Raw genomic sequence first — 11907 nt, 5'->3', positions numbered from 1 at the left:
ACAAAACAGCGGGGCCCCGCAGACAGCCTGCGGGGCCCCGGGTGTGGCTTCGGCGTCCGGACCGAGCGGGAGCGCACGGCCTCGGACCGGGGCTCAGCGTTGCTGCATGCGCAGGCCGTCCGCGCCCGCCTCGAAGCCGTTGCTGAACACGCCAAAGGGTTGCACCGGATCGGTGTCCACGCCCGTGTTGTCGCTGGCGGCGCGCTCGACGGTGCCGGCGGGTGGCTGCAGGCTGGCGCTGAACTGCAGGGTGCTGCCGGGCGTGGCGTTGAGGCGCCCCCCGACCTCGAAGCGCAGCATGCCGCCCACCGGCAGATCCACGCTCAGCGCCGGCGCACCCGTGCCGGAGGCCGAGGGGCAGCTCGCGCCCTGCAGTGGCGTACAGATCCACTCGATGTCGCCGAGTGCCGCGGGCGTCGAAACGCTGAACCCTGCGCCCGGCGCGGGGCTCGGGCCGGCGTTGCCGAGCTCGATGCGATAGACCACGGCGCCCTGCGGTGCGACGCTGCTGACGCCGTTGTCGACGCTGATCTGCAGGTCGACGCCGGGCTGGATCTGGACCGTGCGCACCAGTTCCGGCGCGGGGTCGTAGTTGGCATCGCCGGTCTGGTTGGCGCGCAGCTCGCAGGTGCCGGCGCTCAGCAGCTGCAGCTCGTTGCCACTGAAGGCGCACACCGTCGGCGTGAGGTTGCTGACCTGCACCGGCTGGCCCGAGGGGCCACCCGTCGCCGCCAGAGGCAGCGGCGCATCGCCCAACACCGCAGTGGCCGGCAGGTTCAGCTGGATGCTCTGCGCGAAGCGGCGGGTCACGATCAGCTGGAGGGTCTGCTGGCTGCCGTCCTGGGCGATCACAGTCACCGGCACGACATTGGTGCCGGCATTGAGATTAACCGGCAAGGCGGTCCCCGTCGCCGCCAGTTGGCCGCCGACCAGCACCGCTGCCGAGGGGTCTCTCGCCGTCGCGCGAACAGGAATCTGCTGGACCGCATTCGCAACGACCAAGCGGTAGAGGCCAACCGCCGGATTGAAGGCCGGAGTGAGGCTCTGGCCTGGCACCTGCAAATCCGAGAGGCCGCGGGCGAACACGTTGACCGAAACGCTGGCGCTGACCGGCTGGTACTCCGCATCGCCCTCACGGGTGGCGATCACGGTGCAGGTTCCCACGTCGCTGCCGCTGAGCGTGGTTCCCGACAGCGTGCAGGGCGAGCCCGCTTGGAGGGCAAAGCCGAGCGCGCCACTCGACTGGCCGCCTGCAGCACTCACCACGGTGCTGCCGCCCAGCAAGACCAGCGGGGTCTGCGCCGAGACGCCGAATCCGCTCTGCAGCGACCGCAGGATCTCGAAGGTCTGGGTGATTCGTGCGGCCGGTCGGTACTCCGCCGTGCCGGCCTGGTCAGCGGCCACGGTGCACTGGCCGATCGCCCGCAGGCTCAGCGCGCCGGTGGCCGAATCGACCTCGCAGACCTCCGGGCTCAGGCTGCTGAAGCTCACCGCCAGCCCGCTGCTCGCGGTCGCGCTCACGCGGGCACCGCTGGTATTGCGGGGCAGGGGGCCGGGGTTGGGGCCGAAGCTCAGGCTCTGCACGCGGCGCGTGCTCACCGCTGCGGTGGGTTCCGACGCGGGGCTGTCGCCCAGCGCATTGCGGGCCACCACGGTGAAGGTGTAAGCGGTGCCGTCCTGCAGGCCCGAAACGGGGCAGGGCGAACCTGCGCAGAGCCCGCTTTGCACGTTGCCCGGCTGACTGGTCACCACATAGCCCAGGATCGCAAGCCCGCCATCGCGAGCAGGCGGCAGGAAGCTGACGGTCGCACTGGCGTCGCCGGCTGCAGCCGTGGCCGCCGTGGGCGCATCAGGGACAGAACGCTGCACCACCACTACCGGCACCAGCCTGGACAGCGTGGTGCCATCACCCAGCTGGCCCCTGCTGTTGGAGCCCCAGCAGCGCACACCGCCGGACACCAGCACGGCGCAGCTGTGGCGGTGACCGGTTGCAATCGATGCAACCTCGCTGAGGTCTGTCACCTGCACGGGGGTCAGCAGACGCTGCGTGCTGGTGCCGTTTCCGAGCTGGCCGTTGCTGTTGCGTCCCCAGCATCGCGCGGTACCGTCGTCCAAGGTCGCGCAGCTGTGCTCCATGCCGCCGCTGACGCGGGCGACGCCCGTGCCCAGATCGGTGACCGCGCTCGGCAGCGCTTGGCGAGCGAGGGAGCCATTCCCCAGTTGACCGAAGACGGCGAGCCCCCAGCAGAGCGCGGCGCCAGCCCTGACGCCGCAGCCGTGGCTTCCGCCGAAGCGGATCCCGGCATAGGCCGCATCCAAGGCCTCGACCGGGGTCGCCGACGACTGGCTTGTGCCGAAGGTGCCCAGGGCGAGCTGGCCATCACCGTTGCTGCCCCAGCAGTAGGTCGCGCCCGCCGCGCTGCGCGCACAGGCTGAGGTGCCGCCTGCCTCGATGCTCTGCATGGGGCCCGGCAGGCCGACCACGCTCACCGGCGCAAACGGAAAGTCAAAGCTGCCATTGCCGAGCTGGCCAAAAGTGTTTGTGCCCCAGCATTCCACCGCGCCCGAGTGGAGCAGGGCGCAGCTGAAACCGTTGCCAGACGCCACCGCGATTGCCGCGCGGCCCAGCTCGACATCCACCGGTCGGCTCAAGGGGCTGTTGTTGCCGGGCAGGTAGTCGACAACGCTTCCCCAACACTTGACCCCGCCCTGCGCAGTCAGGACACAGGCGTGATTGTCACCCACCGCAAGTTGGGTCACGCCCTGCGACAGCCCCAGCACATCGCTGGGAAAGGCGCTGGTCTCGAAAGGGTCGACGCCACCGTTACCGAGCTGCCCATGAACGTTGGCCCCCCAGCAGCGGACGGCGCCAGTGCTGGTCAGCAGGCAGGTGTGGTTCTCGCCGGCTCCGATGGCGGTCACGCCGCTGACGGCGGTCTGGGCGCTGGCCGCGGGCAGACCGATGCCCACGGTCAACGTGAGCAGCGCGCAAGCGACCTGCAGCAGGCGGTGAAGAGCGGCGCCAAGTCGGCGCGCACGGGGTGTGGCGTACTGCATGGGAACGGGGTCCTCCGCTGGGTTTAAAACAGGTCGGGAACGCCAGGAGGTGGGCGGGGCGCACCGGTCGAGCCTGTTTCGAGCGTTTTGCGCCGGCACCCCTGGCCATCCTTGGCGTGTTCCCGTTTGCGCGACGGGAACGGCTGAGCCCGCAATTCTAGGTGCTCGACTTGAATCTGCCGAGACGCGCGAACGGCAGGCGCCATGTTTCATGCGTGTCTCGCGATGGGTAACGTGTCGCGCATTTGCGACGTCGTGAAACGTGCCTGCCGGCCTGAAGCGCCCGATTCTTCAATGCAATCCGTCCTGTACGGCAGGCGCGCGCAAGCAGCGCAGTTGGCACGGGTCTTGATGTAACAGGCTCAGACCCCGTGCGCTGCAACGCGCGCATCCGCCCCGATCCTTCGACCAGGAGTTCCCATGAGCCACGTTTCCGCCGGCGCCAAGTTCCGCGCCGCCGTTGCCAGCGAGAAGCCGCTGCAGCTGCCGGGCGCGATCAATGCCAACCACGCCCTGCTGGCCCAGCGCGCCGGCTTCAAGGCGATCTATCTGTCGGGCGGCGGCGTGGCCGCGGGTTCGCTGGGCCTGCCTGATCTCGGCATCAGCACGCTGGATGATGTGCTCACCGACGTGCGCCGGATCACCGACGTCTGCGATCTGCCGCTGATGGTCGATGTCGACACCGGCTTCGGGCCGTCCGCCTTCAACGTGGCGCGCACGGTGAAGTCGCTGATCAAGTTCGGCGCGGGTGCGATGCACATCGAGGACCAGGTCGGCGCCAAGCGCTGCGGCCATCGTCCGGGCAAGGAGATCGTCAGCCAGGCCGAGATGGTCGACCGCATCAAGGCGGCGGTGGATGCGCGCACCGATCCCGACTTCGTGATCATGGCGCGCACCGATGCGCTGGCGGTCGAAGGGCTGGAAAAGGCCATCGAGCGCGCCGTGGCCTGCGTCGAGGCCGGCGCCGACATGATCTTCCCCGAGGCGATGACCGAGCTGGCCATGTACCGGCAGTTCGCCAACGCGGTGAAGGTGCCGATCCTGGCCAACATCACCGAGTTCGGTTCGACCCCGCTGTTCACTGTCGACGAGCTGGCCGGCGCCGACGTCGGCATCGTGCTGTATCCGCTGTCGGCCTTCCGCGCCATGAACAAGGCGGCCGAGAACGTCTACACCGCGATCCGTCGCGACGGCACGCAGAAGAACGTTGTCGACACCATGCAGACGCGCATGGAGCTGTACGAAGCGATCGGCTACCACGCCTTCGAGCAGCGGCTGGATGCGCTGTTCGCCAAGGGCAAGAAGTGAGTGAAGAGGAGTGAGGAGTGAGAGGGGCCGCGGCGCGCGGCTTGAGCAGGAAAGAGTGGAGAGAAAAGAGCAACGAGTAGGTGCTGCAGCGACCGGCGTAGCTTGGGCCAAGCGCAGCGCGGCCCAACAACGCAGCCTCAACTCTTGCCCAACACTGGAATGGGGCAGCCTCGGGTTGCGCCTTTGTCTCACCCCACACAACAAGCGAACGGCGCCCCGCCGCGAGAGACACGTTCCGATCTCCGACTCTCACTCCTCTCACCTCACTCCTCTCTCACCCCCTCACTGCTCTCCCATCACCCCTCACTCCAGCTCTACCCCCTGATCCTCGGAGCACCACCGTGACCGAATCCACCGCCCCCGCCACGCCCGGCTTCAAGCCGAAGAAGTCCGTTGCACTGTCCGGCACCGCCGCCGGCAACACCGCGCTGTGCACGGTCGGCCGCAGCGGCAACGACCTGCACTACCGCGGCTACGACATCCTCGATGTGGCGCGCAGCTGCGAGTTTGAAGAGATCGCCCACCTGCTGGTGCACGGCAAGCTGCCGAACCGCGCCGAGCTCAACGCCTACAAGGCCAAGCTGAAGAGCCTGCGCGGCCTCCCGGCGGGTCTGAAGGCCGCGCTGGAGCAGCTGCCGCCGTCCGCGCATCCGATGGACGTGATGCGCACTGGCGTGTCCGTGCTCGGTTGCCTCACGCCCGAGAAGGACGACCACAACCATCCGGACGCGCGCGGCATCGCCGACAAGCTGATGGCCTCGCTGGGCTCGATGCTGCTGTACTGGTACCACTACAGCCACAACGGCAAGCGCATCGAAGTCGAGACCGATGACGATTCGATCGGCGGCCACTTCCTGCACCTGCTGCACGGGGTCAAGCCGAAGTCGAGCTGGGTTGCGGCCATGCACACCTCGCTGGTGCTCTACGCCGAGCACGAGTTCAACGCCAGCACCTTCACCGGCCGCGTGATCGCCGGCACCGGCTCGGACATGTACAGCTGCATCGCCGGTGCCATCGGCGCGCTGCGCGGGCCCAAGCACGGCGGCGCCAACGAGGTCGCCTTCGAAGTGCAGAAGCGCTACGACACGCCGGACGAGGCCGAGGCCGACATCCGGGCCCGCGTCGAGAAGAAGGAAGTCATCATCGGCTTCGGCCACCCGGTCTACACCGTCTCCGACCCGCGCAACGTGGTGATCAAGCGCGTCGCCGAAGAGCTGTCCGAAGAGGCCGGCTCGATGAAGATGTACAACATCGCCGAGCGCCTGGAGTCGGTGATGTGGGACATCAAGAAGATGTTCCCGAATCTCGATTGGTTCAGCGCGGTGAGCTACCACATGATGGGCGTGCCCACCGCCATGTTCACCCCGCTGTTCGTGATCGCCCGCACCAGTGGCTGGAGCGCGCACGTGATCGAGCAGCGCATCGACGGCAAGATCATCCGGCCGAGCGCGAACTATGTGGGGCCGGAGGATCTGAAGTTCGTTCCGATCGATCAGCGCGCCTGATGACAGCTGGGATTTGGGATTGGGGATTCGGGATTCGTTTCAAGCGTGCATCGCTTCGCCCTGCCTGATCTGGTGACGCTGCGAGCTTCTCGCTTTAGGCCCCTCTCCCGACGGGAGAGGGGTTGGGGTGAGGGGCCGAGCGGAGCCCGGGCCCGAACGTGCGAGAGCGTCCACTGGAGCAGCGCAATGTTGTCGAGCCCTGAAGCAGCCTCCACCGACCAGTGCACGCGATCGCTGTGCTTTCGAACCGCCCAGCAAACGGATCTCCCGGCCGTACTCGCATTACTCGCAGACGACACCCTCGGCAAGAACCGCGAGTTCAACGCTGCCAACCCCAACTACCTCAAGGCCTTCGAAGCGATCAGTGTAGACCCCAATCAGCAGCTTCTCGTGGCTGAGCTGGATGGCCGCATCATCGGCATGGCCCAGCTCAGCTTCATCCCCGGCCTGAGCCGCGGCGGCGCCTGGCGCTGCAATATCGAAGCGGTACGTATCGCCTCGGATGTGCGCGGCCAGGGCCTAGGCGCGCAGCTGATGCAGGCCTGCGAGGAGCGTGCGCGTGAGCGTGGATGCAGCTTGCTGCAGCTGACCTCTGACGCGAGGCGCGTCGATGCGCATCGGTTCTATCGCGGCCTCGGCTACGTCGACAGCCACATCGGTTTCAAGAGGCTGTTGCCTCAGTAGAACGCACATCTCTCGCCGCGCGACACGCTTCCGCTCCAAACGAATCCCGAATCCCAAATCCCGGCTCTCAAATGAACACTCAGCACCGCAAACCGCTGCCTGGCACCGCCCTCGACTGGTTCGACGCCCGCGAGGCGGTCGACGCAATCCAGGCGGGTACCTGGGCGACCCTGCCCTACACCGCGCGCGTGCACGCCGAGAACATCGTGCGTCGCTGCGAGCCTTCGATCCTGCGCGAGTGCCTGGAGCAGATCGTCTATCGCAAGCGCGAGCGCGACTTCCCCTGGTTCCCGGCGCGGGTGGTCTGCCACGACATCCTCGGCCAGACCGCGCTGGTCGATCTTGCCGGTCTGCGCGATGCCATCGCCGAGCAGGGCGGGGATCCGGCCAAAGTGAACCCGGTGGTGCCGGTGCAGCTGATCGTCGACCACTCGCTGGCGGTGGAGTGCGGCGGCTACGTGCCCGATGCCTTCGAGCGCAACCGCGCCATCGAAGACCGCCGCAACGAAGACCGCTTCCACTTCATCGACTGGACCAAGCGCTCGTTCAAGAACGTCGATGTGATTCCGCCGGGTAATGGCATCATGCACCAGATCAATCTGGAGAAGATGTCGCCGGTGATCTATGTGCAGGACGGAGTGGCCTTTCCCGACACCTGCGTCGGCACCGACAGCCACACCCCGCATGTCGATGCGCTGGGCGTGATCGCGGTCGGCGTCGGTGGGCTCGAAGCCGAGAACGTGATGCTCGGCCGCGCCTCGTGGATGCGCCTGCCGGAAATCGTCGGCGTCGAGCTTGCGGGCCGCCCGCAGCCGGGCATCACCGCCACCGACATCGTGCTGGCTCTGACCGAATTCCTGCGCAAGTCGAAAGTGGTCGGTGCGTATCTGGAGTTCCGCGGTGAAGGCGCTGCGGCGCTCACGCTCGGCGACCGCGCGACGATCTCCAACATGGCGCCGGAGTACGGTGCGACCGCGGCGATGTTCTTCATCGACGGCCAGACGCTCGACTATCTGCGTCTGACCGGCCGCAGCGACGAGCAGATCGCCCTCGTCGAGAACTACGCGAAGACCGCCGGCCTGTGGGCCGAGGACCTCGCCACCGCGACGTATGAGCGCACGCTGCACTTCGACCTCTCCAGCGTGGTGCGCAACATGGCCGGGCCGTCCAACCCGCATGCGCGCGTGGCAACGGCCGATCTCGCCGTCAAGGGCATCGCGGTCAACCTCGACGCCGCCCGCGCGCAGGAAGCGCAGGGCCTGATGCCCGACGGCGCGGTGATCATCGCCGCCATCACCAGCTGCACCAACACCTCCAACCCGCGCAACGTCATCGCCGCGGCGCTGCTGGCGAAGAAGGCCAACGCGCTGGGCCTGTCGCGCAAGCCCTGGGTGAAGAGCTCGCTGGCGCCGGGCTCGAAGGCGGTGGCGCTGTATCTGGAAGAAGCCGGTCTGAAAACCGAGCTGGAGAAGCTCGGCTTCGGCATCGTGGCGTTTGCCTGCACCACCTGCAACGGAATGAGCGGTGCGCTCGATCCCGCCATCCAGCAGGAGATCATCGAACGCGATCTGTATGCCACCGCCGTGCTCAGCGGCAACCGCAACTTCGACGGCCGCATCCATCCCTACGCCAAGCAGGCCTTCCTGGCCTCGCCGCCGCTGGTGGTGGCCTACGCGATCGCCGGCACCATCCGCTTCGACATCGAGCGCGACGCGCTGGGCCACCGCGAGGACGGCACGCCGATCCTGCTGAAGGACCTGTGGCCGAGCGACGCCGAGATCGATGCGATCGTGAAGCAGGCGGTCAAGCCCGAGCAGTTCCGCCGCGTCTACGAGCCGATGTTCAAGCTGCAGGCGGAAAGCGGCGAGAAGGTCAGCCCGCTCTACGACTGGCGGCCGATGAGCACCTACATCCGCCGCCCGCCCTACTGGGAGGGCGCCTTGGCCAAGCCGCGCACCTTGAGCGGCCTGCGCCCGCTGGCTCTGCTCGGCGACAACATCACCACCGACCATCTGTCGCCGTCGAACGCGATCCTCGCCGACAGCGCGGCCGGCGAGTACCTCGCGAAAATGGGCCTGCCGGAAGAGGACTTCAATTCCTACGCGACCCACCGCGGCGACCACCTGACCGCGCTGCGCGCGACGTTTGCCAACCCGACCCTGCAGAACGAAATGGCGCGCAAGGCCGACGGCACCATCCGCCGCGGCTCGCTGGCGCGGGTCGAGCCGGAAGGCCAGGTCACGCGCATGTGGGAAGCGATCGAGACCTACATGGAGCGCGGCCAGCCGCTGATCATCATCGCCGGCGCCGACTACGGCCAGGGTTCTTCACGCGATTGGGCGGCGAAGGGCGTGCGCCTGGCCGGTGTAGAAGCCATCGTCGCCGAGGGCTTCGAGCGCATCCATCGCACCAACCTGATCGGCATGGGCGTGCTGCCCTGCGAGTTCCTGCCGGGCACCACGCGGCTGACGCTGGGCCTGGACGGCAGCGAGACCTATGACGTCATCGGCGAACGTTCACCGGGCGCCACCCTGACCCTGATCGTTCACTGCCGCAACGGCGAACGCATGGACGTGCCGGTGCGCTGTCGGCTGGATACCGCGGAAGAGGTGTCGATCTACGAGGCGGGCGGTGTGCTGCAGCGGTTCGCGCAGGATTTTCTGGCGGGGGCGGTGTGAGGGGGCGGCACGGGCTGCGTCGCAAGAGCACATGCACACGCACGTGCAACGACGCGCTTTTGCCGGATTGAAGGAGCGTTTGCTCGCCCTCGGGCGAAACACCATCGTGGCCTGAGCCCCTCCCCCCTGGAGGGGGACGGGTTGGGGAGAGGGGGATGGAATCTCGCGACTTCGCCAAGAGCTTGCGCAGGAACCTGACGGATGCGGAGCACGTGCTCTGGCGCAGGCTCCGGGCGTACCGGCTCTGTGGCCAGAAGTTCAGACGCCAGCACCCTATCGGACCCTACGTCGTCGACTTCGTGCATCTCGGCGCAAAGCTGGTCGTTGAGGCTGATGGGGGGCAACACCTAGAGTCTGCGTCGGATTCGGAACGCGATGCATGGCTTGCCGATCGCGGCTATCGGGTGATGCGCTTCTGGAACCACCAGATCCTGCGGGAGCCTGAGGCGGTTCTGGAGCAGATTTTGAGCGCGCTGCAAGTGTCTTCCCCCTCTCCCCCAGCCCCTCCCCCTCCAGGGGGGAGGGGAGAAAAGAACCCACGTTTCGAGGACTAGGCCATGCCCCACGCCCCCCAACTCCGCATCCCCGCCACCTACTACCGCGGTGGCACGTCCAAAGGCGTGTTCTTCCGCCTCGAAGACCTGCCCGAATCCGCGCAGGTGCCCGGGCGCGCGCGTGATCGTCTGTTCCAGCGCGTGATCGGCGGTCCCGACCCTTACGCGAAGCACACCGACGGCATGGGTGGCGCGACCTCGTCGACCAGCAAGTGCGTGATCCTCTCGAAGAGCGCCAAGCCGGGGCACGACGTCGACTACCTCTACGGCCAGGTCTCGATCGACAGCGACTTCGTCGACTGGTCGGGCAACTGCGGCAACCTCTCCACCGCCGCGGGTGCGTTTGCGCTGCAGGCGGGCTATGTCGACGCCAGCCGCGTGCCGAAGGACGGCATCTGCGTGGTGCGGATCTGGCAGGCCAACATTGGCAAGACGATCCTGGCGCATGTGCCAGTGACCAACGGACAGGTGCAGGAGACCGGCGACTTCGAGCTCGACGGCGTGACCTTTCCGGCGGCCGAGATAGTTCTTGAGTTCATCGATCCCGCGGATGAAGGCGAAGGCGAGGGTGGCGGCGCGCTGTTTCCCACCGGCAATCTCGTCGACACGCTGGAGGTGCCCGGCATCGGCCCGCTGCAGGCGACGATGATCACCGCCGGCATCCCGACCGTGTTCGTCAACGCGGCTGAGATCGGATTCACTGGCAGCGAGTTGCAGGGAGAGATCAATGGCGATGCCGCGGTGCTCACGCGCTTCGAGGCGATCCGCACCGCCGGCGCGCTGCGCATGGGTCTGATCAAGACGCCGGAAGAAGCCGCCAAGCGCCAGCACACGCCCAAGGTGGCCTTCGTCGCGCCGGCCGCCGACTACCTCAGCTCCAGCGGCAAGACGGTGCGCGCTGACGAGATCGATCTGCGCGTGCGCGCGCTGTCGATGGGCAAGCTGCACCACGCGATGATGGGCACCGCGGCCGTGGCGATCGCGACCGCGGCGTCGATCCCGGGCACCGTGGTCAATCTCGCGGCCGGCGGCGGCGAACGCAGCGTGGTCCGTTTCGGGCATCCGTCAGGCACGCTTCGCGTCGGCGCCGAGGCGCGCTTGGAGAACGGCGAGTGGATCGTCACCAAGGCGATCATGAGCCGCAGTGCGCGCATCCTGATGGAAGGCTATGTGCGGGTGCCGGCCGACAGTTTCTGAGCTGCGCCCTGATCGAAAAACAGAAAGGCCCGGGCATGCCCGGGCCTTTCTGCATCAGCGGGACGGCAGCGCGCCTCAGGCCTGTCGGCGAATGCGGTCGGCGCGGCGCTTCGGGTCCGGATGGGTGCTGAGCCAGGACGGGTTGCCACCCATCGCCGCCAGCTTGTCCAGCGCGCTGACCGCCGCCTTGCGGTCGTAGCGCTTGCGGGACATGAACTCCAGGCCGTAGTCGTCCGCTTCGCGCTCATTGCCCTGCGAATGCTGGGCGGTGATCACCGCCTCCAGCAGGCCGCCGAGCTGGCTGGCTGCCAGCTGGGCGACGTTGCCGTTGCCGGACGAGGCCGCAGCGTCACGGGCAGCGCTGGTGGCCAGCGCGGTCTGCATGCGCTTCTTCTGATGGTTGTGGGCGATGTGGCCGATCTCGTGGCCGATCACGAAGCGGATTTCGTCGTCAGTGAAGGCGTCCATCAGGCCGCTGTAGAAGCGCACGCTGCCGTCGGGAGTGACGAAGGCATTGATGATGTCCTCCAGATGCACCTTGTAGTTCAGGCGCAGGCCGTTGTCTTCCTCAAGGCCGCGGGTGATCGCGGCGAGCCGCTGGGCATAGGGATTGTTGGCGGGCGCTACGCGCGCCTGGCTGTCGGCGTGGGCGGCCATCTGCGCACCGTAGGCGCGAATCTCCTCGTCGCTGAGGGTGGCGGCGGCCATGCCCTTGCGGGCGGCACCGAACAGGCCGCCGAGGTTGCGCTCGCTGGCGAGCGCAAGCCCGCTGGCGGAAACAAGGCCGATTCCTGTGATGAACTGTCTGCGATCCATGTGGCTGGCTCCATGCGGGCGAAAGCCCGCGGCGTGCTGGAAGAAAAGGGATATCCCGGAGTGCCCGTCGGCATCCGTCCGACCGGGGGTGTGAATAATTGTGTCGAG

General features: G+C 67.5%; 8 protein-coding genes. 6 read left to right on the top strand and 2 right to left on the bottom strand.

Annotated features, from left to right (window positions below):
• Positions 1–93: 93 nt before the first annotated feature.
• Positions 94–3057 carry a cadherin-like beta sandwich domain-containing protein gene (locus H4O13_14455; protein MBE5316591.1) on the bottom strand — a complete coding sequence of 988 codons (2964 nt, stop codon included), beginning with the start codon at positions 3055–3057 and terminating at the stop codon, positions 94–96.
• A gap of 420 nt (positions 3058–3477) precedes the next feature.
• Between H4O13_14455 and prpB the strand changes: the two genes are divergently transcribed.
• From prpB to prpF, 6 genes are all read left to right on the top strand, one after another.
• The gene (prpB, locus tag H4O13_14450; GenBank protein MBE5316590.1) at positions 3478–4365 is read left to right on the top strand and encodes a methylisocitrate lyase; all 888 of its coding nucleotides are present in this window, start codon (positions 3478–3480) and stop codon (positions 4363–4365) included.
• A gap of 341 nt (positions 4366–4706) precedes the next feature.
• Complete coding sequence (gene prpC, locus H4O13_14445) at positions 4707–5870, top strand: 2-methylcitrate synthase (GenBank protein ID MBE5316589.1); 1164 nt, start codon at positions 4707–4709, stop codon at positions 5868–5870.
• 186 nt (positions 5871–6056) lie between these two features.
• Entirely contained in the window at positions 6057–6554 is a 498-nt protein-coding gene (locus tag H4O13_14440; protein ID MBE5316588.1) for a GNAT family N-acetyltransferase, read from the top strand.
• A gap of 71 nt (positions 6555–6625) precedes the next feature.
• The gene (gene acnD / locus H4O13_14435; GenBank protein ID MBE5316587.1) at positions 6626–9232 is read left to right on the top strand and encodes a Fe/S-dependent 2-methylisocitrate dehydratase AcnD; all 2607 of its coding nucleotides are present in this window, start codon (positions 6626–6628) and stop codon (positions 9230–9232) included.
• A gap of 155 nt (positions 9233–9387) precedes the next feature.
• Positions 9388–9786, top strand: coding sequence for an endonuclease domain-containing protein (locus H4O13_14430; protein MBE5316586.1), 399 nt, complete (start codon positions 9388–9390; stop codon positions 9784–9786).
• A 3-nt stretch (positions 9787–9789) separates the two neighbouring features.
• Positions 9790–10983: a 2-methylaconitate cis-trans isomerase PrpF gene (gene prpF, locus H4O13_14425; protein ID MBE5316585.1), complete on the top strand. Its 1194-nt coding sequence runs from the start codon at positions 9790–9792 to the stop codon at positions 10981–10983.
• Positions 10984–11058: 75 nt separating this feature from the next.
• Here the strand turns inward: prpF and H4O13_14420 are convergent, their stop codons facing one another.
• Entirely contained in the window at positions 11059–11799 is a 741-nt protein-coding gene (locus tag H4O13_14420; GenBank protein ID MBE5316584.1) for a M48 family metalloprotease, read from the bottom strand.
• Positions 11800–11907: the final 108 nt, after the last annotated feature.

The organism is Lysobacterales bacterium, assembly GCA_014946745.1.
In the GTDB taxonomy this organism is placed as follows: domain Bacteria; phylum Pseudomonadota; class Gammaproteobacteria; order Xanthomonadales; family Xanthomonadaceae; genus Aquimonas.
This window is presented reverse-complemented; position numbering and strand designations above follow the sequence as displayed.

Bases quoted from the DNA above. Each gene is read 5' to 3' on its own strand.
- prpF (MBE5316585.1), top strand. From the start codon at position 9,790: ATGCCCCACGCCCCCCAACTCCGCATCCCCGCCACCTACTACCGCGGT.
- acnD (MBE5316587.1), top strand. From the start codon at position 6,626: ATGAACACTCAGCACCGCAAACCGCTGCCTGGCACCGCCCTCGACTGG.
- H4O13_14430 (MBE5316586.1), top strand. From the start codon at position 9,388: ATGGAATCTCGCGACTTCGCCAAGAGCTTGCGCAGGAACCTGACGGAT.
- H4O13_14420 (MBE5316584.1), bottom strand. From the start codon at position 11,799: ATGGATCGCAGACAGTTCATCACAGGAATCGGCCTTGTTTCCGCCAGC.
- H4O13_14455 (MBE5316591.1), bottom strand. From the start codon at position 3,057: ATGCAGTACGCCACACCCCGTGCGCGCCGACTTGGCGCCGCTCTTCAC.
- H4O13_14440 (MBE5316588.1), top strand. From the start codon at position 6,057: ATGTTGTCGAGCCCTGAAGCAGCCTCCACCGACCAGTGCACGCGATCG.
- prpB (MBE5316590.1), top strand. From the start codon at position 3,478: ATGAGCCACGTTTCCGCCGGCGCCAAGTTCCGCGCCGCCGTTGCCAGC.